Origin of the sequence: Erythrobacter sp. (assembly GCF_030066995.1) — a bacterium.
Taxonomy (GTDB): domain Bacteria; phylum Pseudomonadota; class Alphaproteobacteria; order Sphingomonadales; family Sphingomonadaceae; genus Erythrobacter.
The window spans coordinates 1,275,689-1,301,794 of record NZ_JASJAP010000001.1 but is presented as its reverse complement, the minus strand read 5'-3'; the positions used below and the strand labels follow the sequence as shown (position 1 = coordinate 1,301,794).

Sequence of the window (26,106 nt, the reverse complement as noted above, 5' to 3'; positions counted from 1 at the left end):
ACCGTCGCGATGCTGAGCAATGCGCTGGAGTAAATGCGAACTGACGCCGAGATACAGCGTGCCGTTTTAGGCAGATGCCAACAGGCAAACCGTTGGTTGAAACTCTTTGTGCATTGGACCTAGCTCAATGGATTCCCGCGTGCGCGGGAATGACGAAGTATGTCTGAAAGTGGGGTCGAAACCTACTGGCGGCCACTTCGCCAACCCCTCACCGCCACCCCTCCAGCCAGGCCCATTTGGTAAAGCTCATCGGTCCCTCCAGCGGGGCGGCGGTCAGGATGGGGAAGAACACCGCGAACAGCGCGACGCTGGCCACCGGCACCGCGGTGCTCAGCCAGCGCAGCCTTCGGGTCGCGAGGCAATCGTTCAGGCTCAGCGCCAGCGCGGCGAGCACAAAGCAACTCGGCATCATGTAATGGTAGTAGAACTGCACCGGCTTGGGCGCGATCATCCAGAAGCCGAGCGCGACGCCATAGCCCACCACCACGCCGAGGCGCGCCCAGTCGAGCCGGTAGAGCCCGATCCACAGGCACCATAGAAGCGCGGGCAGCCCCGCAAGCATCGTCAGCGGGTTGCCGATCAGCAGCACGCCGCGCTGCGCGTTGTCGGTGAACTCGTAGAGATACCAGATGCCGCGCGTGTTGGTGACCCATTGCGGCCAGGCGCTCTGATAGGCGTGCGGGGTCATCACCGAGCCTTGCAGGTCGAGGATTTCGCCGTGGAACGCGATCAGACCCTGCTCGCTGAGAGGCGAGGGGTATTGGATGGAACCCAGCCAATAGCCCGGCGCGAAGGTCAGCGCGTAGACGGCGAGCGGCACAAGGCCGAGCCACACAAACGCCTCGGCAAGGCTCACGCCGGGCACGGGCACGCCCCGGCGGCTCAAGATCAGCCGGCGGCGTCCGGCGGAAAGCCGCGCGGCGAAGAAGGTGAGGCCCGGCACCATGGCGAGCGGCACCGCGTTCCACTTCGCGCCCATCGCTGCGCCCAGCGCTAGCCCTGTGAGCGCAAGCCGCCAGCGGCCCGTCTCGGGCTCGCGGCACGCGGCGGCGAACTGCCAGGCGGCAAGCGCGAGGAAGGCAGCCATGAAGATATCGAGCATGGCGATGCGCGCGTGGACGAACAGCGGGAAGCCGGTTGCGAGCAGCGCGCCGAACACGATCGTCGCGTAACGCTCCCCGCTCGCGTGCCACAGCGCGCGCATGCTGGCGCCAAGGGCGATGACCCCGGCGATGAGCGGCGCGATCCGCCATCCGAGCGCGGTGTCGCCCAGCGTGTAAATCCCCAGCGCAATCAATTGCTTGCCCAGCAGCGGGTGTTCGCGGTTGAGGTATTGCGCGCCGCTGGGCTCGCCGATTTTCAGAAGCTCGCGCGCGGCGGGAAGGTAATGCACCTCATCGAACAGCGGGGTTGAGGGGATCGCGAGGCGGATCGTCGCCAGCGCGCCGAACAGCGCCGGTATCGCAAGGCACCACACCCACGGATCGCGCTCGACGGGATAGGGCTGCGGGCGCGCCGGAGCGTCTTGGGAGAGGGCGGGGGCAGCGGACGCCATGCCCCCAAATGCTTAGAAAAGCGTGTGGGGAGGGGCAAGGGTGTACAATGTCAGGCGGTTGCGGACACCGGGTTCGACGCCGCGCTCGCCTGCCGCTCAAGCCAGAAGAGCCGTGCGCACATCGCGAGCAGGCCGATGCTGGCGGTCGTCGCGACGAGCAGCGCCCAGGGAATGACGTTCATGCCCACCTTGCGTGCGCGCGGCAGGATGAAGAACAGCGCGATCAGCACGCACATCACCAGATCCCACCACACTTGCAGGCCGGTCAGATTGGCGCTGTGATTGGTGTAGAACATCACCAAGCCTTCCTGCGCGATCTGTACTAGCGTGTAGACGAGGAACACCGCGCACATCGTGGAAGCAAACGCCCAGTTGCCGATTGTTGGTTTGGCGACCAGTATGTAGACGCCCGCCAGGGTCGTGGCTCCGATAATCAGGAAGAAGAGGATTTGCAGCGTGTCCATTGGTCGGCCTTCCAGGCAAAGTGTAGCGTCCGCTACACTCGCTTCTAACTGAATGTAGCAAGTGCTACAAGAACTTTATGCCGCCGCCCGAACCCAAGCCCAGAATGTCCAGGGAGACGCTGCTGCCAAAGCTCGCAGCGCATGTGCTCGAACATGGTCTGGGCGGGGCGAGCCTGCGTCCGCTGGCCAAGGCGGCGGGGACGAGCGACCGGATGCTGATCTACCATTTCGGCGACAAGGAGACGCTGGTGCGCGACCTGCTCGAATACATCTCGGGTGTCTATGCGACGGCGCTCGATATGGCACTGGGCGATCGTCGGCCCGCGACGCGTCAGGAGGCGTTTGCGCGCATTCTGGCGTTGGGACGCGGGCCGGGCATCCAGCCATTTCTGGTGCTGTGGTGGGAGATTGTGGCGGGCTCGGCGCGCGGGCTTCCGGGTTACGCCGATGCGGCGGAGGCGATGATCACCAAGCAGCTCGACTGGTTCGAGGCGCAAATGCCCGAGGGCGATCCCGATCCCAAAGGCGGGGCGCGCTACCTGCTGACGCTGCTCGAGGGCACCTTGATGCTCGGTACGGTGGGCCACGCAAGGACGGCGCGCGAAGGACTGCTTGCAAGCGGGCTTGCGGGTGATCGGGCGGGCGACTAAGCGCGTCGGCCAAAGAAGACAGGTAGCATGAAAAAGACCACAGGAATGGATCGCGCGGCCACCTCAAAGTGGCGCCCCGCCACCCGCGCGGTGCGCGCGGGCACCTGGCGCAGCGAGCATGGCGAGACGTCCGAGGCGATGTATCTCACCTCTGGCTACACCTATGACGATGCGCAAACGGTTGCGGACCGGTTTGCGGGCGAGGCGGACGGGATGACCTATTCGCGCCTTCAGAACCCCACCGTTGCGATGCTGGAAGAGCGGATCGCGATGATGGAGGGGGCCGAGGCGGCCCGCGCGCAAACCTCGGGAATGGCGGCGATGACGGCCTCGCTGTTGTGCCAGCTCTCGGTCGGCGATCACTGCGTCGCCGCGCGCGCCGCGTTCGGCAGTTGCCGCTGGCTGGTCGATCACCTCCTCCCGCGCTTCGGGATCGAGACCACGGTGATCGACAGCGCGGACAACGCCGCGTGGGAAGCCGCGATCCGGCCGAACACCAAGGTCTTTTTCTTCGAGACGCCCGCCAATCCCACTCTCGATATCGTCGATCTGGAGCATGTCTGCGGCCTTGCCAGAGCGCACGGGATCACCACGGTGGTCGACAACGCCTTTGCCGGACCGACGCTGCAACGCCCGATGGAATTTGGCGCGGACGTCGTCGCCTACAGCGCGACCAAGATCATGGACGGGCAGGGCCGGGTGCTTGCGGGCGCGATTTGCGGCAGTGAGGAGTGGATCACCGAGACGCTGATGCCCTTCCAGCGCAACACCGGCCCCACGCTCTCGGCCTTCAACGCCTGGGTGGTGATGAAGGGGCTGGAGACGCTGAATTTGCGCGCGCAGCGTCAAAGCGCGAACGCGGTGGCGCTGGGGGAATTTCTCGAGCCGCGCGTGACGGCGGCGGGCGGGCGGATGCTGCATCCGGGCCTTGCCAGCCATCCGCGCCACGAAATGGCGCTGAAGCAAATGGACGCGACGGGTCCGATCTTCGCGTTCGATCTGGGGACGCAGACACGCGCCTTTGCGCTGCTCGACGCGCTGGAGCTGATCGATATCTCGAACAATATCGGCGATGCGAAGTCCCTGATGTGCCACCCGGCCTCCACCACCCACGCCAATATGGGCGAGGATGGGCGTGCCGAGATGGGCGTGACCGACGGCCTGTTGCGCATCAATGTGGGGCTGGAGGACGTGGCTGATCTGGCCGAGGATATGGATCAGGCGCTCAAAAGCGCGGGATTGTAGAAAAAGTGAAGTGCCACGCGGACCCATAGTCTTCTACCTCCGGGCGCCAAGGGGGGAAAACTATGATGAAATTCGCAATGCCGCTTGCGCTGGCGTGCCTTTCAACGGGCGCTTTCGCGCAGAGCGAGGCTCTTGTCGTTACCGATGACGATGATCGTAAGAACTCGTTCAAGCTGAGCGCGTCGTTCGAGCCGAACATTGGCGGTGATTTCGCCCGCGCCGAGGGTGAGAGGCTTGACGATGCGGTGGCCACCAGCGGGGTCGGCGTCGAATACAAGATCAAGTCGGTCAAGGACATTGTGATCACCTTTGCGGGACGCGCCCGCTGGAAGAGCGACCTCGAAAATGACGACGATGAATCCAACTCGGCCCTGACGGGTTCGGCCAAGATCAACTGGGCGCGTGGCTGTCGCCGGATCAGTCCGTTTGCCGGAGCGGTCTACGAACACGGGCGGACGGGCTTTTTTGAGGCGAGCGCGAACGATTTCGCGACGTTCTCGGTCGGGGCGGATCTTGTCATCTTCGACAAGGACGAATGCCTTGGACGTAAGACCGAAGACGAACCGCTGCGCAGCAGCGCGTTCACGCTCAAGGCGTCGGCTGCGATCGAGCGCATCGATGGCGAGGACCCGTTCACCGAACGCTGGACCCCGCGCGCGAAGATTACAACGACCCAGTTGCTGGCGCGCGGCATCAAAGGTGAGCTAAGCCTCGATTACCAGTACCGTATTCTCGACGAGGTCGAGACCGGCGCGGACACTCAGCATTTCCTGACCGGAAGCGTCGGCGTGAATCTTGCCCAGCGCCTTTTCGGCGAGGACAGCCTGCTCGACACCGCCTCGCTGGGCGTCTCGTGGCAAGTGGTGGACGAGGATGACACCGGCATCCTGCTCGATCAGTCGCGGGTGACCTTCACCCCCAAAATCGCGATTTCAAAGACCTGGTAGTTTTTGCGGGCGCGCGCCGGCGCTTGCCTTGCGGATCACTCTCGCACCCTACAAGCCGGGCGGGGCCGTGCTTATCTCAGGTCCATGGCCTTTTTCCTCTACTTCTTTGGCGCGGTGCTGCTCGTCCTCGCCGCGCTCTGGCTGCGCGGCTCTATGCGGCGGCGCCGGCGCGAGCGGATACTCGCGACGCAGCTCACGGCTGATCAGCGCGAAATCGTGGCGCAGCTGGTTCCGATCACGCGCCGCATGCCCGCCCATTTGCGCGCCAGACTGGAGGGGAAGATCAACCTGTTCCTCGATCAGATCACCGTGCGCGGGCAGAACGGGCTGGAAGCGACCGAGGCCATGCGGCTCTCGATCGCCGCGCAGGCCTGCCTCCCGGTCGTCAACAGCCCGGTCTGGTACGATACGTTGCGCAACGTGCTGGTCTATCCGAGCGTCTTCCGGGCCCGTCGCCCGACGCACGATGGCTATGTCGTCCATGAGCGCGACTACCACATGGCGGGCGAAAGCTGGGCGCGCGGACCGGTGGTCCTATCATGGGACGACGCGCTCGAAGGCGGGCTCGACGCCGACGATGGCTACAACGTCGTCATCCACGAATTTGCGCACCAGCTCGACGGCCTCACCGGCCACACCAACGGCATCCCGGTGCTGCGCAAGGGGCAGAGGTATGAGGGCTGGGAAAAAGCCATGTTGGACGCGTATCACGACCATGTGCGGCGCGTTGAGGGTGGGCACTCCACGGTGATCGACCCTTACGGCGCGACGAACCACGAAGAGTTCTTCGCCGAGGCGATCGTGACCTTCTTCGAAAAACCGCGTGAACTGGCCCATGAAGAGCCCGCGCTTTACGCGCAACTGGCCGAGCTTCTGGCGCTCGATCCGGCGCAGTGGAATTAGCGCGCTCTTCAACCCCGAAAGCCAACCCCGAAAGTCAAACCCAAAAGGCCGAGCCGCTCCGGTCAAGAGCGCCTCGGCCCGATGCGCATTGGTCTAGGTCGAGCCCCTGAATGAAGCCCGTTTCCACCCCGGAAACGACAGCCTCTGCAAGCCTTTGGCGCCGGGGCGCGTCACGCCTGCAAAGCCAACCGACGATGGGGACAGCATACGCGGCCAAGCCCTAACGCGGGGGTAGCAGACGCGGGTAACAACGCGTTTACCGCGTTTGCGGACGGCGCGCGGCAAAGCGGCGAAAAATCTGTTTTCCAGACTTGCAAGCGCGGGTCTCGCGTGCGAACCCGGCCTCACACACCGCACCATCGCGAGGAAGAGACCATGACCAAGCGCGTCGAACTGATCTTCGATTTCGTCAGCCCCAACGCCTATCTGATCTGGTGGCCGCTGCGCGAGCTCGTGCAGCGCACCGGGGCAGAGCTGGACGTAACGCCGGTCTTTCTGGGGGGCATGCACAAGCTCACCGGCAACGCCCCGCCGATGATTCGCAACAAGGATGTGAAGGGCAAGGTCGAGTACGACGCGCTCGAAATGCGCCGGTTCATTGCCAAGCACGGCCTGACGAAGTTCAAGCTGCACCCCAAGTTTCCGTTCAATTCGATCAGCCTGCAACGCCTTCTGGTCGCAGCCGAGCAGGACGGGCGCAGCGTTCAGTTTGCCGAGGCGATGCTGCCCAAGGTGTGGGAAGAGGGCGTCGATATAACCGATCCCGAAACGCTCGCCGCCACTGTGGCCGAGATCGGTTTCGATGCCGCCGACATGATGGCGCGTATCCAGACCGACGACGTCAAACAGGTCGTCGCCAGGAACACCGACCACGCGGTCGAACGCGGCGCTTTCGGCATCCCCACCATGTTTGTCGGCGAGAAGGACGGGCCGCAGGAAATGTTCTTCGGCAAGGAACGCCTCGCGCAGATCGAGGAGGAGCTTGTTTCAGGCTAAGACGCTGGTTTCATTTCAAAAGGATAGCCGCTTGCGCGGATGAGGGAGCGAAGTAGTCTCGATTGCGATGATTCGTCTTCGCACCGTATCGTTTCTGTGCTGGCTTACCCTTGCCTTGGCTTTTTCGGCGGGCAGTGGGTCGCGCAGCGTTGCGCAGGAACCCGCGCCCGACACCAACGCTGAGCGAGCTGACGAAATTCCGCCGCTCATCCCGACCAAGGCCTTTGCCGGGCGCAGCGCCTTTCGCGCGTTCGAACTCTCTCCCGATGGCGCCCGTCTGGCAATCACCCGCGAGGTTGATGGCCGCCCCGAGATCCTGGTTGTCGATACCGCCACGCGCAAACCCCAAAAGCGCCTGACCTTTGGCGAGCGCGCTCAGCTTGACTGGGTGCGCTGGGCGGGCAACGAAAAGCTGCTGATGTCGCTTTCGATACCGGCCTTCTTCATGTGGCAATTCGTGCGCAGCAACCGGCTGCATGTGAGCGACCTGACGAATGACGACTTCTTCCCGCTTGAGGTCGACGAGGATGTCATCTGGGGCGGCGATCTCGTCCACCTTGCGCCAGATGGCAGTCATGCACTCATTTCGGTTCAGTCTTCGCTGCGCAAGACACCGGGGGTTTACCGCTACGAGTTGCGTCCCGGCGGCGCGGCTGAGCGTATTGTGAAACCCAAAGGCGGGGTGTGGAGCTGGTATGCCGATGATGAGGGCGTCGTGCGTCTGGGTATGGGCTGGCGGGGGCGTCGCCTGCGCGTCTACTACCGCCCGGACGAGAACGCCAAGTTTGAGCTGGTCGGAAAGCTCAAAGCAAACGATGATGAAAGCCGTTATTGGAGCGTTGTGCAAATCGTCTCGGGGTCTAGCGAGGGCTATGTGCTTGAAGAGGGCGAGAACGGGCGCACCGGGATACGCCGGTTCGATTACGAGACGGGGACGCCGCTCGAGACCTTCTATGAGCATCCCGAATGGGACGTGGAAGAGATGTGGCTCAAACCCGACGGCACTCCGCTCGCCGCGCTTTACACCGATGATCGCCGACGAATTATTTGGTTCGATAAGGGGACCGAGGCGCTTTACACTGAGTTCAAACGCGCGCTTAAGATGGAAGAGGTGCGGGTGATCTCGCGCTCGCGCGATGAGACAACCATGCTGATCTGGGGTGGCAGCGAGGCGGATCCTGGCGCCTTCTACCTGTTCGACCGCGAGGCCAAGCAATTGGCGGTGTTGGCAAACGCCAGGCCCGATCTTGATTTCCGGCAGCTCGTGAAGCCCACGCCGGTGCGTTACACCGCGCGTGACGGTCTGGAAATCCGCGCCTATCTTACCCTGCCGAACGGGCGCGAGCCGCGCGGCCTCCCGCTCGTCATTCTTCCCCATGGCGGCCCCTACGGCGTGCGCGACGTGCTGGAATATAACGACGAGGTGCAATTGCTTGCCAATCGCGGCTACGCGGTGCTTCAGCCCAATTTTCGCGGCAGCGGCGGGTATGGCGATGCGTTTTTCGAAGCGGGCACCGGCCAAATCGGACGCGGAATGCAGGACGACCTGGACGACGCGATGGACTGGGCCGTCGCTGAAGGGATTGCCGACCCCAGGAAGGTGTGCGTCGTAGGAGGTTCGTATGGCGGATACGCGGCTTTATGGGCGGTGCTGCGTAATCCGGATCGCTACGCATGTGCAGCGAGCTGGGCGGGGCCGACCGACCTCGACCTTATGTTGAGATACGACCGCAAATTCTTCTCGCGCAAGGACGCGAAGGCGTGGCGCGCGAGGGTGGAGGGGGAAGAGGACTTCGATCTCCACACCGTCTCGCCCGCGATCCACGCCGCGCGGCTGAACCGCCCCGTGCTGCTGGCGCACGGCACTGGGGATCAGACTGTCCCGTTCAAGCAGTATGAGGTGTTTCTCCAGGCGGCAAAGACGGCGCCGGTCCCTCCAACCACTCTCGCACTCGAAGGCGACGGGCACAGCTTCTCCTCTTCCGAAAGCGAGCAGCAATGGTACGACGCGCTCGATGCGTTTCTGGCTAAGCATAATCCCGCGGATCAGATGGACGCGAACGGGGCGCTGCGGGGGATCAAACCACAGGCGGATAACGATAATCCCGGCGCGGGCGAGGTGCCCGACCATGCCAGCGGCGAGTGATTTAGACACACTCTCGGGAAACCTCGACGAAAACTCGCGTTCTGTCCTTGTCGCCCGGTTTAGAATCGTTACTTTGGACCCCGATATGAAAGAGCTGTTCCAACACGCTGCCGTTACCGAAGGGGTCACCGTTCGGGTTGCCGTCAACTTCCTGCCGGAGCAATCGCATCCGGAGGCGGGCAAATGGTTCTGGGTCTATCATATCCGGATCGAGAACAACTCGCACGAGGCGCTCCAGTTGCGCACCCGCCACTGGCGGATCACCGACGCGCGCGGCATGGTCAACCATGTCGATGGAGAGGGCGTTGTGGGCGAACAGCCGAGCCTCGCGCCCGGGGAAAGCCACGATTACGTCTCCGGCTGTCCGTTGACGACGCCGCACGGATCGATGGAAGGGTTCTACACCTTCCAACGCTCCGACGGATCGCCGATCGAAGTGCGCATTCCCTACTTTCCGCTCGCCGCGCCCGAAACCGCCGAGCGTTCCTAGATCGGGCCCAAAGCCCTGCTTTCGAGGCTGAAAGAAGCGCGCGACTTGCCCGCGTCAGGCCGCGCGCCTAAGCGTTGCGACCGTGAAACGCACGCACCTGCCCCTCAACGCCCTGCGCGTCTATGACGCCGCCGCGCGGCACCTGTCCTTCACGCGCGCAGCGGACGAACTGGCGGTGACGCCCGCCGCCGTCGGCCAGCAGATCAGAGCGTTGGAAGACCATCTGGGCGTGGTCCTGTTTCGCCGCACGTCCAAGGGGTTGGAGCTGACACCCGAAGGCACGGCGGGCCTCAACGCGCTGCGCGAGGGGTTCCTGCGGTTTGAAGAAAGCGTGGACGCGATGCAGGCGGGCCAGTCCTCGGATCGCTACACAATCGCCGCCCCGCGCGAGTTTTACGCCGCGTGGCTCGCGCCGCGCATCGCGCCGTTTCAAGCCCAGACGCCGGGCGTGCAGTATATCCTCGCGCCCGATGAAGGCGCCGATTTCACCGAGGCCAATCTCGATCTCGCCATTCGCTTCATCGCGGGGCCGGGTGAGCTGGAAGGCGTGCAACTGGCGCCCGCGCTCAAAGTGCTGGTCGCCGCGCCCGAAGCGCGCGACGCGTGGATCGACTGGCCCGAGGCGGGGCTGCCCGAAGGCACGGCGGCGTGCATCAAGGCCTCGAGCGCGGGCCAGGCGATGAGTTCGGCGCTCGCCGGGATGGGGCGCACGATCCTGCCTCTGGCCCTGGTCGAGAGCGCTGTCGAAGCGGGCCTGCTTGAAACGCTGGACGATCCGGTCGAGAGCAAGCGCGCCTATTGGCTGGTCGCGCCACTGCCGCAGTGGCGCTCGAAGAAGGTGAAGGCGCTCGTCCACCACCTGACCTCTTAAGTTTGCGCACATTGTCGGTAACGTCCGGATCGATCGCGGCGCTGTTTGCGTTCCTGGAACCAGTTTCCAGTATGGCGTTTGTTAAGGCATGGCCTTGAAATGCGGTCCGTTTGATGGCCGACCAGACTGGCCGACGCTGTTGATTTCGATAGGAGTGCCTTGTGAAGATCGTAACCAGAGCCGCAGCCTGTTCGCTCCTGTTCGTAGCGATGACGGGTTACGCGCAAGTTCCAGCGGCTGATGAAGAGGCCGATTTTTGCGAGCGTCTCGCCAGCAACGCCGGCATCGAGAAAACCAAAGTCGTCGACGGCAACACGGTTTGGAAGTCCAACGCGTTGAATTTCGGACAGCGCGTTTTGCTGGGTGGATCCGCTTCCACATATCTCGGCGTCGAACCGGTCGAGCCGCTGACCGTCGAGGGCTACAAGCGCGCTGAGGCTATGTGCGAAGCCGAAGAGAAGGGCGCGGTGTGTCGGTTGGAGGGCCCGGTTGTTTTCACATTTGGTTGGAAGGGCACCAGGACCGAAACGAAGGTGCGTCCGGATGAACAGGCGCTGGTGATCGTGAAGGGCACCAAGGCGTCTTGCCACTCGGGCGTTTTGCAATTGCCCGATTGAGCTTTGACGCTGTCCTCGCGTCATCCCTTCACCGCTTGCCTTTGGCGGCGCTAACCGGGATAGCGCGCGTTATGGACGAGGTTCCGACACTCACCGCTGCGCGCTTTATTCTTCGTCCGCTGCGGCGCTCCGATGCGGGCGCGCTGTTCCCGACGCTCTCGGATGCGGGGCAGTGCCGCTATCTCTCGCGGCCCGCATTCGCCTGTGAAGAAGAACTGTGGGGCTGGCTGGCCGAGCCGGACTGGCCGGGCCGAACGTGGATCGCCGAGGATGCGGGGGGCGAGGTTCTGGGACGCTTCGTCGCCGTGCCCGGCGCGAGCGAGGGCGTGTTCGAAATCGGCTATGTCACGGTGGTCCAGCGGCAGGGCGAGGGCATCGCCAGGGAAGGCTGCCGCGCGCTGATGGCGCATCTCTTCGACCAGGGCGCGCGCAAGCTCACCGCCGAGGTCGACACGCGCAACGCCGCATCGATCCGCCTGCTGGAGGCGCTCGGTTTCACGCGCGAGGCGCATTTTCGCGAGCATGAAGAGACCCACGCGGGGATGTGCGATGTGTACTGGTACGGCCTGCTCAAGCGGGAGTGGGATGGCGCGTAGAGCGCTCCTGCTCTCTCACGCCTTCCCGCCGCCATCGGGAAATTCCAGCTCGCCTTCGTCCGAGACCACCGGCAATTGCGTCCCGTGTTCGGCGTTGTAGGCGCGCACCTTGGCGTTCCACTCGCCCAGCAGCTCGCGTTTCCACTCGCCGATCTTGCGGTCGAGGCTGTCTTTGATCCGCTGGACCTGCTCGGGATCGTTGGCCTTGGCCCGCGCCTCTTCCTCATAGGCGCGCGCGGCGCGTTCGTAGACCGGGTGGCCGGGGCCGACATGGGCGCTGTTGACGGCTTGGGGAGCGTAGCGATCGGGCAGCCGCGTCTTGAGGAAGAACATCACCAGCGCCTCGTTGTGCGAGCGCTCGGTCGCGATCACCTCTCCGCCGCGAATGATCAGGCGCTCCGATCCCTCGATCGCGCGGGCGAGCGCTGAGTCCTCCAGGCGCTCGACGCCGAGGTCCATCGCCCGGTCCCACGCCTCGGCAAACCCTTCCGCGCCCGGCCTGTGCTTGAGCTTGTAGAGCGCCTCCATCGAGCGCCCGACATGGCGCGCGGCGCTCGTCACGATCCCGGTGGCGGCGAGGTGGGCAATGAATTCGCGCTGCAGATCGGGGGTGATCGAGTTCGCGCGCGGCTGGCGGTGCCGATAGGGCTCGAAGGCGAGCAGCGGATCGTCGGGGGAGAGCGCGGTGTATTCGAACGCGGTGCGACTGGTCGCCTGACGCGGCGTTGCGCGCTTGGTGCGCATGATCTTGCGCCGGGACGATCCGGGTGAGGAACCGGGGGAGGATTCGGGCGAGGAATCGGGTGAGGAACCGGGCGAGGAGGGCGGGAGACGCTTCATCCCCCAGTGTGTGGCACAATCCGCGCAAGTAGGAAAACGCCCCCGTACCAGCCCCTGAATTAGCCCCGCACCAGACCCTGAACCAGCCCTCCGCAAGCGCTGTTATTTGGGCGCAAAGACGCACAGCTTGTTGCCTTCCGGATCGCGGACATAGGCGACGTAATGCGTCCCCTCGCGCACGCCGGGCAGCCCTTCATCCGAGCCTCCATGCGCCAGAGCGGCGGCGTGAAACGCGTCGACCTTGGCGCGCGCGTCGGTCTCAAAGGCGAGCATCGGGCCGTTGCCGGGCTGAGCGGCCCTTTTGTCATAGGGCGGGGTGAGCGCGACCTTGGGACGCTCGCCAGCGCGGCCATAGACCGTCCAGGCGGGCGCCGTGCTCTCGCGCGCCCCGCCAATCGCCCCGAACACCGCGTCGTAGAAAGCGATCGAGCGGTCCATATCGTTGGTGCCGAGCGTGGAATAAGCGATCATGCGCGAGGGGCCTTTGGTGAGAGTGTGGGGAGGGGGGGAGGAGGCGCAGCATAGCGGCGGCGCGCGGGTTGGAAAGGTGTGAGTGTGGGGTGGGGGAGGGGTAGGAGAAGGGAAACTGAATGGACGGGGTGATGGTGGGGAGGTTTTGAGTTTTTGTTTCATGCTCGCCCGTCCGGGCGAGCGTCCTCGCTAGACGTCCTCCGGGGAATCTTCCCCTGCGGACCCGCTGCGGGCGGCCTTTGGCCTTGCGGTTTGCTGTAGCAAACCGTTTCTGCACCTCGTTGGCTAGGAAGCGCCAAGCGTCCGGGTGCTGTGCGGAGAGGGACAGCGCGGGAACGAAATCTAAGATTTCGCAAGGACGACCGCGCGCCCGCAGGTGCCCCGGAGCCGAAGATTCGGCGTAGGGAATAGCACTGAGGGAGTCGCAGACGGGCAAAGCCCACCCTCGCCCGGATGGGCGAGCATGAAACAAAAACCTATCTCAACCAACGCAACACCAATTCTGCGTCATCGCGAGGAGCGAAGGCGGAGTCGAAGACGGCCATAGGCCACCCGGCGATCCAGCGCCTAAAGGTGCACAAAGCGGAAAGCTCAGGAGATGGGCTGCCACGCTTCCGACTTAGTCAGAGTCTCGCAATGACGAGGTGCAGCAATTGTGGTTCAGAATTCGAACTGACCTGAGCAATGGGGAGAGAGCCGCGCGGTTCCCTTCCGCGAATGCAACTCAGATTTTTGGGTGGTAGGAAAATGTTCAAACAGGGTCATTAGAAGACACGCTGAAGAAAATCCGTCCTAGTCATTTGACGCCGCGAGTTGTCGGTCTAAATAGCCGCCATGAATTTCAGCAATTTGCCGCCAGCATGCCCTCCTGAAAAGCACGAGACAAATGCACTTCAAGGTGTATACCGGGTGTTGGTGGGAGAAGAACCCATTGCTTATGACTGGCAAACGCATCTGGAGCGCGGCAAGGTGATGCCGCGAGGCATGGACCCTTGCAAGTGGGCATCGCTATCGCTCTTTAATGATACTAGCGTCGTGCGTCGTTACAAGAATCTCCAAGACTGCACCCATGCGGCGAAACTTGATATTCCCGCTGGCTCTGGTGCGCACCAAGGCAAGGAGAAGCACATTCATTTTTGGGCAAATGACAACACTGATGTCACGACCTGTGTTGTTCAGATCGTAGAGCTACCGTGAGCGCCAAACGAACATTCGTCACATTCGAACAAGTTCTCTTTTATTTGGAGGACCCGGAATTGATCGTGCTTTCGGCTGGAAGCCGAGCGAAGGTCGTTGCTGTGGCGTGCCGTCGGATTGCTGATTTCGAATATTTTGGTGTCAAGGTATCGCTAAAGAATTTTGAGGACTATTTAAGTGAAAGATTTGATCTTAGGTATTTGTTTTTACACGCGAACTCTGGAGCATACTTTCAGTTCGACTTGACCTCATATGAGGACGCAATTCCACTCAATCCGGTCGCGCTTAGGCAGCAGCATGTTTCGGCATACGTGCCTGAGCAGGGCCTTTTCGCACGCGATCACTCCGAGAACTATTCGTCGCACTCGATCATTAAAACCGCGCGACAACGATTTAACGTCGATGGCCAATGGGACATGCGAGAATTCTCGAAATTTCACAGCTACGTATCAGATTTGTACGCGGTCACACGTAGCATAGATATTTTTGTCGATGAGGATCAGCCGATGAAGGTTCGGCGCAAAGTCATGCAGTCCTTCATCAAACCTTGGGAGGGGGGTGGGAGCTACTTTGGCTTCTTTAAGTCCCTGTCAAAAGCTGGTGGTGATGAATATCGGCCTAGAATTGGTGCGATTCAGTGGGCGTCGCCGGGATACATCGACGTCATCGGCAAACAGGAGTCATTTGAGCGCTTGATAGAGACGCTGGAACACTATGGACGCAATAAGAAGAAGATTGATCGACGATACAGCGAACTCTATGCTTACATGCAAGAGATGAAGCTCTTGAGACAAGCAGCTGGCACTTTCGATCGGAAGTCTTCTGCTGCCGATGAGGTTAATTTGCGAGCAAAGAAGCTAGCAAAAGAGCTTGACGTCGCGCGCTACCGGGATCTCAAAAAGATGGCTGGCAGCAATCCATTGGTAGCAGCGAAGGTTCTCCTTGCTACCGAAAGGCGTGTCGACCGTCTGCACAAGTTCTTTTCGGAAGGTCGATTGGCTGTGAAAGATGCCAGTGTCGGATCTTAGCGAACCCTTGACCCCACCCCCCAAATCCCCTAGGCGCGCCGCCATTCGAGGGCTTAGTGTGCTTTGCGCGCACTCCAGTGCCCTCAAACAATAGAGCTGAACATTGCCGGTTCGTCCCGCAGGTCTCTCTCGCAAAACGCGGTTGAGGCCTTTTCTATTGGGGTGTTTCCTTGTTTCGCTGGGTTCCTGCTTTCGCAGGAAATCACGGGAGGGAAGCGCTTGGTGGGGCGGCCGTCAAAGTAACCCGGTGGCCGAGTGGCCGATCCTTGGGTGGAGTGTTTCAGGCTCGTTTTTCCGTGAGCTCCTGCTTCAGGCAGGAGCCCAGTGTGGGTGGCGTTTGGTTACCCTAGGCTCCTGCTTTCGCAGGAGCGCAGAGCGGATGAAACGGGCGCGAACTTCCATCCTCATGATCGTCCCGCAGGTGTCGCTGATTTTATGTGCCTTGGGCCCGCCGGGCCTCAGGCCCCGGTGAAGAGAAAGAAGTCTATGCCGACGATCAACCAGCTGGTCCGCAAGGGCCGCACGCCGCAGAAGGCCAAGTCGAAGGTCCCTGCGATGGAGCAGAACCCGCAAAAGCGCGGTGTCTGCACGCGCGTCTACACGACGACGCCGAAGAAGCCGAACTCCGCGCTGCGCAAGGTTGCCAAGGTGCGCCTGACCAACAGCCGCGAGGTTATCTCCTACATTCCGGGCGAAGGCCACAACCTGCAGGAGCACTCCGTGGTGCTGATCCGCGGCGGGCGTGTGCGCGATCTTCCCGGTGTGCGCTACCACGTCCTTCGCGGCGTGCTCGACACGCAAGGGGTCAAGGACCGCAAGCAGTCGCGCAGCAAGTACGGCGCCAAGCGGCCTAAGTGACCTGTCCGGGGGACAGGTCATCCTGGATAGCTCGCCGCAAGCGAGCGTAGTTCAGGATCCATGGTCCCGCTGGGCACTGAGTTCGCAAATTGAATTGGAAGGCCTGATCCAAGCCGTGAGATGGACCCTGAATCAAGTTCAGGGTGACGGTTAGAGCCAAGGGCCAATTGGAGACACAAAAATGTCACGTCGTCGTCGTCCCGAGAAGCGGGAAATTCTGCCCGATCCCAAGTTCGGTGATCAGGTTTTGTCGAAGTTCATGAACAACCTCATGCTGGACGGTAAGAAGGCCGTGGCCGAGGGGATCGTGTACAGCGCGCTCGATACGGTCGAGGCCAAGGCCAAGGCCGATCCGATGCAGCTGTTTCACGACGCGCTCAACAATGTGAAGCCGCAGGTCGAAGTGCGCAGCCGCCGTGTGGGCGGGGCCACCTACCAGGTGCCGGTCGAGGTGCGTCCCGAGCGCGCTCAGGCGCTGGCGATCCGCTGGCTGATCTCGGCCGCGCGCGGTCGTCCCGAGACCACCATGTCCGCGCGCCTTTCGGGCGAGCTGATGGACGCGGCCAACAATCGCGGCAACGCGGTCAAGAAGCGCGAAGACACGCACCGCATGGCCGATGCCAACCGCGCCTTCTCGCACTACCGCTGGTAAGCGGCGCGAGAGGCTGGGGGTGAGCTGAACGGCGAGCCGGCGGCGCGGCTGTTTTTCCGATCAATCGGGGATAGCGCGTCGGCCCGTCTTCAACTCGTCACACTCGTAACTATATGGGGCGCGATCCAACACCGGACCGCCCCACCACTTGAGGAACAGATTATGGCCCGCGATTACCCGCTGGAGCGCTATCGCAATATCGGCATCATGGCGCACATCGATGCCGGCAAGACCACCACGACCGAGCGTATTCTGTATTACACCGGCAAGTCCTACAAGATCGGCGAAGTGCACGATGGCGCGGCGACGATGGACTGGATGGAGCAGGAGCAGGAGCGCGGGATCACGATCACCTCGGCGGCGACGACCACGTTCTGGAACGCCGAAGATGCGAGCATGGACCCGATGTCCTCGCCCGAAGGTCTTCGCGCGAATACTGAAAAGCATCGCATCAATATTATCGACACTCCAGGTCACGTGGACTTCACCATTGAAGTCGAACGCAGTCTGCGAGTACTCGATGGCGCGGTTGCAGTATTCGATGGTGTCGCTGGTGTTGAACCCCAATCCGAAACCGTCTGGCGCCAGGCCGACAAATACGGCGTTCCTCGGATGTGTTTTATCAACAAGCTCGATCGCACCGGCGCCGACTTTTACTACTGCGTGCAGTCGATTATTGATCGCCTGGGCGCGACGCCTCTGGTGCTCTACCTGCCGATCGGCGCAGAGAGCGATCTTCAGGGCGTGGTCGACCTCGTCGGCAATCGCGGCATCGTGTGGGAATCGGAAGGTCTGGGCGCAAGCTACAAGCACGTCCCGATCCCCGATGATCTCGCCGACAAGGCCGCTGAGTATCGCGAGAAGCTGCTCGAGACCGTTGTCGAGCAGGACGACGATGTGATGATGGAATACCTTGAGGGCGAGGAGCCGGACGTCGCGACGATCAAGCGCCTTATCCGCAAGGGCACGATGGCGCGCGATTTCGTGCCGGTGCTGTGCGGCTCGGCGTTCAAGAACAAGGGCGTGCAGCCCCTGCTCGATGCGGTGGTCGACTACATGCCGAGCCCGCTCGACGTGCCGGCGATCAAGGGCGTCAAGCCCGACAGCGACGAGGAGGATGAGCGTCCGTCCGACGACAACGCGCCGTTCTCCGCGCTGGCGTTCAAGATCATGAACGATCCCTTCGTGGGCTCGCTCACCTTCACCCGCATCTACTCGGGTCAGCTCACCAAGGGCAGCGTGCTGAACTCGGTGAAGGACAAGAAGGAAAAGATCGGCCGCATGCTGCTGATGCACTCGAATAACCGCGAGGACATCGATGAGGCGTTTGCGGGCGATATCGTCGCGATTGCGGGTCTGAAGGAGACGACGACCGGCGATACGCTGTGCGCGCCGAGCGCTCCGATCATTCTTGAGCGGATGGAATTCCCCGATCCGGTTATCGAGCTGTCGGTGGAGCCCAAGACCAAGGCCGACCAGGAGAAGATGGGCGTTGCGCTCAACCGCCTGGCGGCCGAGGATCCCAGCTTCCGCGTGACCACGGACCACGAGAGCGGTCAGACGATCATCAAGGGCATGGGCGAGCTTCACCTCGACATCCTGGTCGATCGCATGAAGCGCGAGTTCAAGGTCGAGGCGAATGTGGGCGCGCCGCAGGTGGCCTACCGCGAAGCGCTGGGCCGTGAGGTCGAGCTCACCTACACCCACAAGAAGCAGTCGGGTGGCTCGGGTCAGTTCGGCGAGGCCAAGGTCGTCCTCACTCCGGGCGAGCGCGGTCAGGGCATCATCTTCGAAGACGAGATCAAAGGCGGTAACATTCCGAAGGAATATATCCCCAGCGTCGAGAAGGGCATGCGCGAGCAGGCCGAGAGCGGTTACATGATCGGGTTCCCGATCATCGACTTCACGATCCGCCTGATCGACGGCAAGTATCACGACGTCGATTCCAGCACCGTGGCGTTCGAAATCACCGGACGCGGCGCGATGCGCGAGGCGGCCGAGAAAGCCGGGATCAAGCTGCTTGAGCCGATCATGAAAGTCGAGGTCGTCACGCCCGAGGATTACCTCGGCGACGTGATCGGCGACCTCAACAGCCGTCGCGGCCAGATCCAGGGAACCGACAGCCGCGGCAACGCCCAAGCGGTTGAGGCGTTCGTGCCGCTCGCCAACATGTTCGGCTATGTGAACGAACTGCGTTCGTTCACGCAAGGGCGGGCGCAGTACACGATGCAGTTCTCGCACTATGACGAAGTCCCCTCGAGCGAGGCGCAGAAGGTCAAGGAGAAGCTTGCTTAACAGCGCAAGCACGGCTAGGGGCGGCGCCTGATTCAGACAGAGCGTCTGGGGGTCCGCCCTTTCCCCCGCAGAAATTCAAAATTCCAAGAGAAGGTAATACGGAAAAATGGCGAAGGAAAAGTTTGAGCGTAACAAGCCGCACTGCAACATCGGCACCATCGGTCACGTTGACCATGGCAAGACCACGCTGACAGCGGCGATCACGAAGGTCATGGGTTCGGCGGTTGATTTCGCCAACATCGACAAGGCTCCCGAAGAGCGCGAGCGCGGCATCACGATTTCGACCGCCCACGTCGAGTACGAAACCGACGCGCGTCACTACGCTCACGTCGACTGCCCGGGCCACGCCGACTATGTGAAGAACATGATCACCGGCGCCGCTCAGATGGACGGTGCGATCCTGGTTGTGAACGCCGCCGATGGCCCCATGCCGCAGACCCGTGAGCACATCCTGCTCGCCCGTCAGGTCGGCGTTCCGGCTCTGGTTGTCTACATGAATAAGGTCGACCAGGTCGACGATGAGGAAATCCTCGAGCTCGTCGAACTCGAAGTGCGCGAACTCCTCAGCGAATATGGCTTCGATGGCGATGAAATCCCCATCATCAAGGGTTCGGCTCTGGCCGCTCTCGAAGGCCGTGATCCGGAAATCGGCGAGAACTCGGTTCGCGAACTGATGAAGGCCGTCGATGAGTACATTCCGCAGCCCGACCGTCCGGTCGACCAGGACTTCCTGATGCCGATCGAAGACGTGTTCTCGATCTCGGGTCGTGGTACGGTTGTTACCGGCCGTGTCGAGACCGGCGTTGTGAACGTTGGCGACGAAGTCGAGATCGTCGGCATCAAGGACACCACCAAGACGACCGTCACCGGCGTCGAAATGTTCCGCAAGCTGCTCGATTCGGGTGAAGCCGGCGACAACATCGGTGCTCTGATCCGTGGTGTTGCCCGTGACGAAGTCGAGCGTGGTCAGGTTCTGGCCAAGCCGGGTTCGGTTACGCCGCACACCGAGTTCAGCGCCGAGGTCTACGTTCTGTCGAAGGACGAGGGCGGTCGTCACACGCCGTTCTTTGCGAACTACCGTCCGCAGTTCTACTTCCGCACCACCGACGTCACCGGCGAAGTGATCCTTCCCGAAGGCACCGAGATGGTGATGCCGGGCGACAACGTGACGATCAACGTCAAGCTGATCGCGCCGATCGCCATGGACGAAGGTCTGCGTTTCGCGATCCGCGAAGGTGGCCGCACGGTGGGTTCGGGCGTCGTTGCCAAGATCACCAAGTAAGCCCGTCAGGGTTTCGGCCTTAGCCAAGCGCGAAGGCTGATTGGACATTCGGGGTCCGGCTCGCAAAAGTGAGCCGGACCCCATTTTGTCTGAGGCGCCTTCTTTGTTTGGGCTGGCCTCCGCCACCCTCTCCCCCGTCCTTCGCACCCCTTAGTGCATACCATGGGGGTACGAAGGGCAGGGGAGAGGGTGGCCTGGCAAGCAACCAACAAAAAACGCGTAACATCTCTGTAGGATTTTGGGTTGCATCCCTAGGGCCTCATCGATATACGCGCGTCCACACGAGGACGAGGATTCGTTCTCGAACACGCAATTTTGTAAGGCCGCCCGCTAAGCCTTCCGGAAGTACCGGGGTTAGGGCAAGTGGGGCCGGCCTTTTGTTTTTGTTTGGATGGGGCAACCCATCTCGGCTCTTTCGCATCGGTGTAGGTAATGGAAGCTCAGAATATTCGTATTCGCCTCAAGGCGTTTGACCACCGCGTTCTCGACCAGGCGACTGGCGAGATTGCAGACACGGCTCGGCGCACTGGCGCGCTTATTCGCGGCCCCATTCCCCTCCCGACGCGCATTGAGAAGTTCACCGTGAACCGCGGCCCGCATATCGACAAGAAGTCGCGCGAGCAGTTCGAGGTGCGCACCTACAAGCGGCTGCTCGACATCGTGCAGCCCAACGCCCAGACGGTCGACGCGCTGATGAAGCTCGATCTGGCCGCTGGCGTGAATGTTGAGATCAAGCTCGCCTAATGGTGGGTGATCCCCGGACTTGATCCGGGGTCCAGTGTGTCAGGCACTGGGTTCCTGCTTTCGCAGGAACGCACGAAGGCAAAGTCCTTCGAGGAGAAATTGGATACCGCCGAGTATGCTCGGGCTGCGTCCTCCGTCTCGCCAAACCCGCCAATCGGTGTGGGGCGGCATCAGCCCGGACGGGGCGTAGCGAAAAATTTGGGCCGAACAGGATCGAAAGATCCGCACGCACCTTGGGGATGGTCTCCTTGGTGCCTCTGTAAGGAGTAAAGACGATGCGCACTGGCGTGATCGCAAAGAAGGTTGGGATGACCCGCCTCTTCCAGGAGGACGGACGGCACGTGCCCGTCACCGTTCTCGCTTTGGAAGACTGCCAGGTTGTCTCGCACCGCACCGCCGATACGGATGGCTATTTCGCCGTTCAGCTCGGCGCGGGCGAAGCGAAGCAGAAGAACGTGGCAAAGCCGCAGCGCGAGCACTTCGGCAAGGCCGGAGTTGGCCTCAAGAAGCGCGTGGCCGAATTCCGCGTGGAGAATGAAGAGGGCCTCGTGCCGGTCGGTTCGCTGATCAGCGCCGAGCACTTCATTGCCGGTCAGAAGGTCGACATCACCGGGCATACGCAGGGCAAGGGCTTTGCGGGCGCGATGAAGCGCTGGGGCTTCGGCGGTCTGCGCGCGACGCACGGCGTTTCGATCTCGCACCGTTCGCACGGTTCGACGGGTAACCGCCAGGATCCGGGCCGCGTGTTCAAGGGCAAGAAGATGGCCGGTCACATGGGTGATCGCCAGCGCACTCAGATGAACCTCGAAGTGGTTCGCACCGACGCCGAGCGCGGCCTGCTGTTCATCAAGGGCTCGGTGCCGGGCTCGAAGAATGGCTGGCTGCTGGTTCGCGACGCGATCAAGCTGCCGATGCCCGCTGACGTGCCGTTCCCGGGCGCAGTGCGCGACACGGCATCGCCCGCCAACGATGCACCGGCTGCCGAGGAAGAGGTCAAGGTGACCGACCCGGCGACCGAGGTTCCCAGCCAGGCTGAAGAAGCCGCTGCCGAGAATGGCGGCGCGACCGACGCTCCGGCTGCGGACGAGAAGAAGGAAGACTAAGCCATGAAGGTGAAGGTCCAGAAAATCGACGGCAAGGCCTCGGGCGATATCGAGCTTAGCGATGACGTGTTCGGCGTAGAGCCGCGCGCGGACATCCTGCACCGTGTCGTCACGTGGCAACTTGAAAAGCGCCGTGCGACAGCGCGTCCGACGCGCGAGCGGTCCGACGTCGCTCGCACCGGCAAGAAGTTCGGCGCCCAGAAGGGTTCGGGCGGCGCGCGGCACGGCGATCGCGGCGCTCCGATCTTTATCGGCGGCGGCAAGGCGCATGGCGCTCGCAAGCGCGACTTCAATCCGTCGCTGAACAAGAAGGTGCGCGCGCTCGGCCTCAAGATGGCCTTGTCGACCAAGGCCAAGGACGGTCTGGTCGTTCTCGACAGCCTCGATCTCAAGGAAGCCAAGACGAAGGCGCTCAAGGGCCACTTCGACAAGGCGGGCCTTGCTGGCAAGGTTCTGGTCATCGACGGCGAGGCGGTGAATGACGGCTTTGCGAAGGCGGCGGGCAACCTGGTGGGCGTCAACGTGATGCCGGCTGCGGGCGCCAACGTTTACGACATCCTCAACCACGACACGCTGGTCCTCACCAAGGACGCGGTCGCCAAACTGGAGGCGCGTTTCAATGGCTAAGAAGGACGGCATCGATCCGCGTCACTACGATGTGATCCTCGCGCCGCATATCACCGAGAAGTCAACGCTGGCCTCGGAGAATAACGCGGTTGTGTTCAAGGTCGCGAACGACGCGACCAAGCCGCAGATCAAGGAAGCGGTCGAGGCGATCTACGACAAGAAGGTCGCCTCGGTGAACACGATCCTCACCAAGGGAAAGACGAAGCGCTGGCGGGGCAAGCCCTACAAGCGTTCGGACTTCAAGAAGGCGGTCGTCACTCTCGCGGATGGCGAGATGATCGACATCACCACCGGTATCTGAGGGCATAGAGAACAATGGCACTCAAGAACTACAAACCGACAAGCCCGGCGCGCCGCGGCCTGATCCTGGTCGATAAATCGGGCCTTCACAAAGGTGGCCCGGTCAAGTCGCTCACCGAGGGCAAGCGCAAGACCGGTGGCCGCAACAACAAGGGTCACGTGACCTCGCGCGGCATTGCGGGCGGTCACAAGCAGAAGTATCGTTTTATCGACTTCAAGCGTCGCAAATGGGATGTCCCCGCGACCGTGGAGCGGATCGAATACGACCCCAACCGCACCGCTTTCATCGCGCTGATCAAGTACGAAGACGGCGAACTGGCTTACATCATCTGCCCGCAGCGCCTCGCTGTTGGCGACACGGTGGTGGCTGGCGAGAAGACCGACACGAAGCCGGGCAACGCCATGCTGCTGGGTCAGATGCCGGTCGGCACGATCTGCCACAATGTCGAGATGAAGCCGGGCAAGGGCGGGCAGATCGCTCGTTCGGCAGGCGCGTATGTCCAGCTTGTCGGTCGTGATCGCGGGATGGTTATCGTTCGTCTGAACTCGGGCGAGCAGCGTTATCTGCGGGCTGATTGCATGGGCACGGTTGGCGCGGTCTCGAACCCCGACAACCAGAACCAGAATTTCGGCAAAGCGGGGCGCACCCGCTGGAAGGGTCGTCGCCCGCTGACGCGCGGTGTCGCCAAGAACCCGGTCGATCACCCGCACGGTGGTGGTGAAGGGCGTACCTCCGGTGGCCGTCACCCGGTCACCCCGTGGGGCAAGCCGACCAAGGGTGCGCGCACCCGCAAGAACAAGCAGACGGACAAGATGATTATCCGTTCGCGGCACGCGAAGAAGAAGAGGTAAGAGACGATGGCACGTTCCGTCTGGAAAGGTCCGTTTGTCGAACTCAGCCTGCTAAAGAAGGCAGAGGACGCGCAGGAAGCGAGCAGCACCAAGCCGATCAAGACCTGGTCGCGTCGCTCCACCATCCTGCCGCAGTTCGTCGGGCTCACGTTCAACGTTTACAACGGTCAGAAATTCATCCCCGTTTCCGTTTCGGAAGAAATGGTCGGCCACAAGCTTGGCGAGTTCGCGCCCACGCGCAACTTCCCGGGCCATGCGGCCGACAAGAAGGGCAAGCGATAATGGGCAAGGCAAAAGCACCCCGCCGCGTCGCTGATAACGAGGCGCTGGCTGTCGGCACGCAGATCCGTGGCTCGGCTCAGAAGCTGAACCTTGTCGCGCAGCTGATCCGCGGCAAGAAGGCCGAGGACGCTCTCAACATCCTCGAATTCTCCAAACGGGGAATGGCCAAGGATGCCAAGAAGGTTCTCGCATCGGCGATCGCCAATGCGGAAAACAACCACGATCTCGACGTCGACGCGCTGGTCGTCGCCGAAGCGAGCGTGGGCAAGTCGATCACCATGAAGCGCTTCCACACGCGCGGTCGCGGCAAGTCGACCCGCATCCTGAAGCCGTTCAGCAAGCTGCGCATCGTTGTGCGCGAGCAGGAAGAAGAGGCGTAATATGGGCCAGAAGAGCAATCCGATCGGTCTGCGCCTGCAGATCAACCGCACCTGGGACAGCCGCTGGTACGCGGAAGGCCGCGACTACGCTGGCCAGCTCAAGGAAGATATCGAGATCCGCAACTACATCACCAAGACGCTGCCGCAGGCGGCGATCTCCAAGGTGGTGATCGAGCGTCCGGCCAAGCTGTGCCGCGTTTCGATCTACGCGGCTCGCCCGGGTGTCATCATCGGCAAGAAGGGCGCAGACATCGAAAAGCTGCGCGCGAAGCTTTCGACCATGACCGAGAGCGAAGTGAAGCTGAACATCGTTGAGATCCGCAAGCCGGAAATCGACGCCAAGCTCGTCGCCCAGGGTATCGCCGATCAGCTCATTCGCCGGGTGGCTTTCCGCCGCGCGATGAAGCGCGCCATGCAGTCTGCCATGCGTCTGGGCGCTGAAGGCATCAAGATCGTGTGCGGTGGCCGTCTGGGCGGCGCTGAAATCGCCCGCGTCGAGCAGTATCGCGAAGGCCGCGTGCCGCTGCACACGCTGCGCGCCAACATCGACTACGCCGAAGCCGAGGCGCTCACCGCTTACGGCATTATCGGCATCAAGGTGTGGGTCTTCAAAGGCGAAATCCTCGGTCACGATCCGACCGCTCAGGACCGCCTGATGATGGAATCGCAAACTTCGGGAGTGCGTCCCGCGCGCTGAGCGAGGGACCGCTGAATAGGTAAGAGACAATGCTTCAACCGAAGAAAACCAAATACCGCAAGGCCTTCAAGGGCAAGATCAAGGGTAACGCCAAAGGCGGCACCACGCTGAACTTTGGCTCCTACGGTCTCAAGGCGCTTGAGCCGGAGCGGATCACCGCGCGCCAGATCGAAGCGGCTCGCCGGGCGATCACCCGCGCCATGCGTCGTCAGGGCCGCCTGTGGATCCGCGTCTTCCCGGACGTGCCGGTGTCCAAGAAGCCGGCCGAAGTGCGTCAGGGTAAGGGCAAGGGCTCGGTGGAATACTGGGCCGCGCGTGTGAAGCCGGGCCGTATCCTGTTCGAACTCGATGGCGTTGACGGCCAGGTTGCCGCGCTCGCGTTCGAACGCGCCGCCATGAAGCTGCCGATCAAGACGAAGGTCGTGGCCCGCTTTGGCGACACTTCACACCTGGGAGGTGACAAGTAATGGCTGATATCGCAGACCTTCGCACGAAGACCGACGACCAGCTGGCGGTTGAGCTTACCGAGCTCAAGCGCGAGCAGTTCAACCTGCGCTTCCAGGCGGCGACGAACCAGCTCGAGCGCCCAAGCCGCGTTCGCGAAGTGCGTCGCCACATCGCGCAGATCAAGACGCTCCAGAACGAGCGCGCGGCGGCTGCTGCGAAACAGGCGTAAGGAGTAGACAATGCCGAAACGTATCCTGATCGGGACTGTCACTTCCGACAAGACCGACAAAACCGTGACCGTTCTGGTCGAGCGCAAGGTGAAGCACCCGCTTTACGGGAAGATCATCCGCCGCTCGAAGAAGTATCACGCTCACGACGAAGCCAACGAGTACACGCTTGGCGACGTTGTGCGCATCGAAGAGACCAAGCCGATCTCGAAAACGAAAACCTGGATGGTCAAGGACCGTGTGGTTTCTGGCGGAGTGCAGGCGGTCGAAGCCGATCTCGATGTCGAGGCGGCCCGTAGCTGATTAGTTAGACGAGGAACTGCCGAGCCCCGGTCAGTATCGGG

The 26,106-nt window shown here is 62.2% G+C and carries 31 protein-coding genes; 27 read left to right on the top strand and 4 right to left on the bottom strand.

The window, feature by feature from the left end; all coding sequences use genetic code 11:
- Nucleotides 1-208: 208 nt before the first annotated feature.
- Together QNI87_RS06265 and QNI87_RS06260 are read right to left on the bottom strand one after the other, a co-directional pair.
- The gene (locus tag QNI87_RS06265; protein ID WP_300595260.1) at nucleotides 209-1,555 is read right to left on the bottom strand and encodes a phospholipid carrier-dependent glycosyltransferase; all 1,347 of its coding nucleotides are present in this window, start codon (nucleotides 1,553-1,555) and stop codon (nucleotides 209-211) included.
- 50 nt (nucleotides 1,556-1,605) lie between these two features.
- On the bottom strand, nucleotides 1,606-2,019 hold the full coding sequence (locus QNI87_RS06260; RefSeq protein ID WP_300595259.1) for a hypothetical protein: 414 nt from the start codon (nucleotides 2,017-2,019) through the stop codon (nucleotides 1,606-1,608).
- A 77-nt stretch (nucleotides 2,020-2,096) separates the two neighbouring features.
- Here QNI87_RS06260 and QNI87_RS06255 point away from each other — a divergent pair, with 77 nt between their 5' ends.
- The 10 genes from QNI87_RS06255 to QNI87_RS06210 all read left to right on the top strand — a co-directional run bounded on the left by QNI87_RS06255 (nucleotide 2,097) and on the right by QNI87_RS06210 (nucleotide 11,480).
- Complete coding sequence (locus QNI87_RS06255) at nucleotides 2,097-2,669, top strand: TetR/AcrR family transcriptional regulator (protein WP_300595258.1); 573 nt, start codon at nucleotides 2,097-2,099, stop codon at nucleotides 2,667-2,669.
- A gap of 27 nt (nucleotides 2,670-2,696) precedes the next feature.
- Complete coding sequence (locus QNI87_RS06250; RefSeq protein ID WP_300595257.1) at nucleotides 2,697-3,914, top strand: aminotransferase class I/II-fold pyridoxal phosphate-dependent enzyme; 1,218 nt, start codon at nucleotides 2,697-2,699, stop codon at nucleotides 3,912-3,914.
- 62 nt (nucleotides 3,915-3,976) lie between these two features.
- Nucleotides 3,977-4,861 (top strand): hypothetical protein, encoded by an 885-nt coding sequence (locus tag QNI87_RS06245; protein WP_300595256.1) that lies wholly within the window; start codon nucleotides 3,977-3,979, stop codon nucleotides 4,859-4,861.
- An 84-nt stretch (nucleotides 4,862-4,945) separates the two neighbouring features.
- Nucleotides 4,946-5,764, top strand: a complete 819-nt coding sequence (locus QNI87_RS06240) for a M90 family metallopeptidase (RefSeq protein ID WP_300595255.1) — start codon at nucleotides 4,946-4,948, stop codon at nucleotides 5,762-5,764.
- A gap of 375 nt (nucleotides 5,765-6,139) precedes the next feature.
- A complete protein-coding gene (locus QNI87_RS06235) occupies nucleotides 6,140-6,760 on the top strand; it encodes a 2-hydroxychromene-2-carboxylate isomerase (protein WP_300595254.1) in 621 nt (206 codons plus the stop codon).
- 67 nt (nucleotides 6,761-6,827) lie between these two features.
- Nucleotides 6,828-8,906 carry an alpha/beta fold hydrolase gene (locus QNI87_RS06230; protein ID WP_300595253.1) on the top strand — a complete coding sequence of 693 codons (2,079 nt, stop codon included), beginning with the start codon at nucleotides 6,828-6,830 and terminating at the stop codon, nucleotides 8,904-8,906.
- Between the two features lie 85 nt (nucleotides 8,907-8,991).
- Nucleotides 8,992-9,396 (top strand): Co2+/Mg2+ efflux protein ApaG, encoded by a 405-nt coding sequence (apaG, locus tag QNI87_RS06225; RefSeq protein WP_300595252.1) that lies wholly within the window; start codon nucleotides 8,992-8,994, stop codon nucleotides 9,394-9,396.
- A gap of 82 nt (nucleotides 9,397-9,478) precedes the next feature.
- Nucleotides 9,479-10,267, top strand: coding sequence for a LysR family transcriptional regulator (locus QNI87_RS06220; RefSeq protein WP_300595251.1), 789 nt, complete (start codon nucleotides 9,479-9,481; stop codon nucleotides 10,265-10,267).
- 161 nt (nucleotides 10,268-10,428) lie between these two features.
- The gene (locus QNI87_RS06215) at nucleotides 10,429-10,884 is read left to right on the top strand and encodes a hypothetical protein (protein WP_300595250.1); all 456 of its coding nucleotides are present in this window, start codon (nucleotides 10,429-10,431) and stop codon (nucleotides 10,882-10,884) included.
- Between the two features lie 71 nt (nucleotides 10,885-10,955).
- Complete coding sequence (locus tag QNI87_RS06210; RefSeq protein WP_300595249.1) at nucleotides 10,956-11,480, top strand: GNAT family protein; 525 nt, start codon at nucleotides 10,956-10,958, stop codon at nucleotides 11,478-11,480.
- A 15-nt stretch (nucleotides 11,481-11,495) separates the two neighbouring features.
- Here the strand turns inward: QNI87_RS06210 and QNI87_RS06205 are convergent, their stop codons facing one another.
- Complete coding sequence (locus QNI87_RS06205; RefSeq protein WP_300595248.1) at nucleotides 11,496-12,320, bottom strand: hypothetical protein; 825 nt, start codon at nucleotides 12,318-12,320, stop codon at nucleotides 11,496-11,498.
- A 102-nt stretch (nucleotides 12,321-12,422) separates the two neighbouring features.
- Entirely contained in the window at nucleotides 12,423-12,791 is a 369-nt protein-coding gene (locus QNI87_RS06200; protein WP_300595247.1) for a VOC family protein, read from the bottom strand.
- Between the two features lie 834 nt (nucleotides 12,792-13,625).
- Between QNI87_RS06200 and QNI87_RS06195 the strand changes: the two genes are divergently transcribed.
- The 17 genes from QNI87_RS06195 to rpsQ all read left to right on the top strand — a co-directional run bounded on the left by QNI87_RS06195 (nucleotide 13,626) and on the right by rpsQ (nucleotide 26,065).
- Nucleotides 13,626-13,988: a hypothetical protein gene (locus QNI87_RS06195; protein WP_300595246.1), complete on the top strand. Its 363-nt coding sequence runs from the start codon at nucleotides 13,626-13,628 to the stop codon at nucleotides 13,986-13,988.
- On the top strand, nucleotides 13,985-15,016 hold the full coding sequence (locus QNI87_RS06190) for a hypothetical protein (RefSeq protein ID WP_300595245.1): 1,032 nt from the start codon (nucleotides 13,985-13,987) through the stop codon (nucleotides 15,014-15,016). Before QNI87_RS06195 ends, QNI87_RS06190 begins: the two co-directional genes overlap by 4 nt.
- A 486-nt stretch (nucleotides 15,017-15,502) precedes the next feature.
- Nucleotides 15,503-15,874, top strand: coding sequence for a 30S ribosomal protein S12 (gene rpsL / locus QNI87_RS06185; RefSeq protein ID WP_034954477.1), 372 nt, complete (start codon nucleotides 15,503-15,505; stop codon nucleotides 15,872-15,874).
- Between the two features lie 181 nt (nucleotides 15,875-16,055).
- The gene (gene rpsG, locus QNI87_RS06180) at nucleotides 16,056-16,526 is read left to right on the top strand and encodes a 30S ribosomal protein S7 (protein ID WP_300595244.1); all 471 of its coding nucleotides are present in this window, start codon (nucleotides 16,056-16,058) and stop codon (nucleotides 16,524-16,526) included.
- Between the two features lie 162 nt (nucleotides 16,527-16,688).
- Nucleotides 16,689-18,821: an elongation factor G gene (gene fusA, locus QNI87_RS06175; RefSeq protein ID WP_300595243.1), complete on the top strand. Its 2,133-nt coding sequence runs from the start codon at nucleotides 16,689-16,691 to the stop codon at nucleotides 18,819-18,821.
- A 106-nt stretch (nucleotides 18,822-18,927) separates the two neighbouring features.
- Nucleotides 18,928-20,103 (top strand): elongation factor Tu, encoded by a 1,176-nt coding sequence (tuf, locus tag QNI87_RS06170; RefSeq protein WP_300595242.1) that lies wholly within the window; start codon nucleotides 18,928-18,930, stop codon nucleotides 20,101-20,103.
- A gap of 432 nt (nucleotides 20,104-20,535) precedes the next feature.
- A complete protein-coding gene (rpsJ, locus tag QNI87_RS06165; RefSeq protein ID WP_034905023.1) occupies nucleotides 20,536-20,847 on the top strand; it encodes a 30S ribosomal protein S10 in 312 nt (103 codons plus the stop codon).
- A gap of 275 nt (nucleotides 20,848-21,122) precedes the next feature.
- Nucleotides 21,123-21,950: a 50S ribosomal protein L3 gene (rplC, locus tag QNI87_RS06160; RefSeq protein WP_300595241.1), complete on the top strand. Its 828-nt coding sequence runs from the start codon at nucleotides 21,123-21,125 to the stop codon at nucleotides 21,948-21,950.
- A gap of 3 nt (nucleotides 21,951-21,953) precedes the next feature.
- Entirely contained in the window at nucleotides 21,954-22,577 is a 624-nt protein-coding gene (gene rplD, locus QNI87_RS06155; RefSeq protein ID WP_300595240.1) for a 50S ribosomal protein L4, read from the top strand.
- A complete protein-coding gene (locus QNI87_RS06150) occupies nucleotides 22,570-22,878 on the top strand; it encodes a 50S ribosomal protein L23 (RefSeq protein ID WP_300595239.1) in 309 nt (102 codons plus the stop codon). Before rplD ends, QNI87_RS06150 begins: the two co-directional genes overlap by 8 nt.
- A 14-nt stretch (nucleotides 22,879-22,892) precedes the next feature.
- Entirely contained in the window at nucleotides 22,893-23,729 is an 837-nt protein-coding gene (gene rplB, locus QNI87_RS06145) for a 50S ribosomal protein L2 (RefSeq protein WP_300595238.1), read from the top strand.
- A gap of 6 nt (nucleotides 23,730-23,735) precedes the next feature.
- Complete coding sequence (gene rpsS, locus QNI87_RS06140) at nucleotides 23,736-24,011, top strand: 30S ribosomal protein S19 (protein WP_300595237.1); 276 nt, start codon at nucleotides 23,736-23,738, stop codon at nucleotides 24,009-24,011.
- On the top strand, nucleotides 24,011-24,391 hold the full coding sequence (gene rplV / locus QNI87_RS06135; protein ID WP_300595236.1) for a 50S ribosomal protein L22: 381 nt from the start codon (nucleotides 24,011-24,013) through the stop codon (nucleotides 24,389-24,391). Before rpsS ends, rplV begins: the two co-directional genes overlap by 1 nt.
- A 1-nt stretch (nucleotide 24,392) precedes the next feature.
- On the top strand, nucleotides 24,393-25,088 hold the full coding sequence (gene rpsC, locus QNI87_RS06130; protein WP_300595235.1) for a 30S ribosomal protein S3: 696 nt from the start codon (nucleotides 24,393-24,395) through the stop codon (nucleotides 25,086-25,088).
- 29 nt (nucleotides 25,089-25,117) lie between these two features.
- Nucleotides 25,118-25,555 (top strand): 50S ribosomal protein L16, encoded by a 438-nt coding sequence (gene rplP / locus QNI87_RS06125; protein ID WP_300595234.1) that lies wholly within the window; start codon nucleotides 25,118-25,120, stop codon nucleotides 25,553-25,555.
- Nucleotides 25,555-25,764, top strand: a complete 210-nt coding sequence (gene rpmC, locus QNI87_RS06120; RefSeq protein WP_300595233.1) for a 50S ribosomal protein L29 — start codon at nucleotides 25,555-25,557, stop codon at nucleotides 25,762-25,764. Before rplP ends, rpmC begins: the two co-directional genes overlap by 1 nt.
- Before the next feature lie 10 nt (nucleotides 25,765-25,774).
- Complete coding sequence (gene rpsQ, locus QNI87_RS06115; protein ID WP_300595232.1) at nucleotides 25,775-26,065, top strand: 30S ribosomal protein S17; 291 nt, start codon at nucleotides 25,775-25,777, stop codon at nucleotides 26,063-26,065.
- The last annotated feature ends 41 nt before the right edge of the window (nucleotides 26,066-26,106 follow it).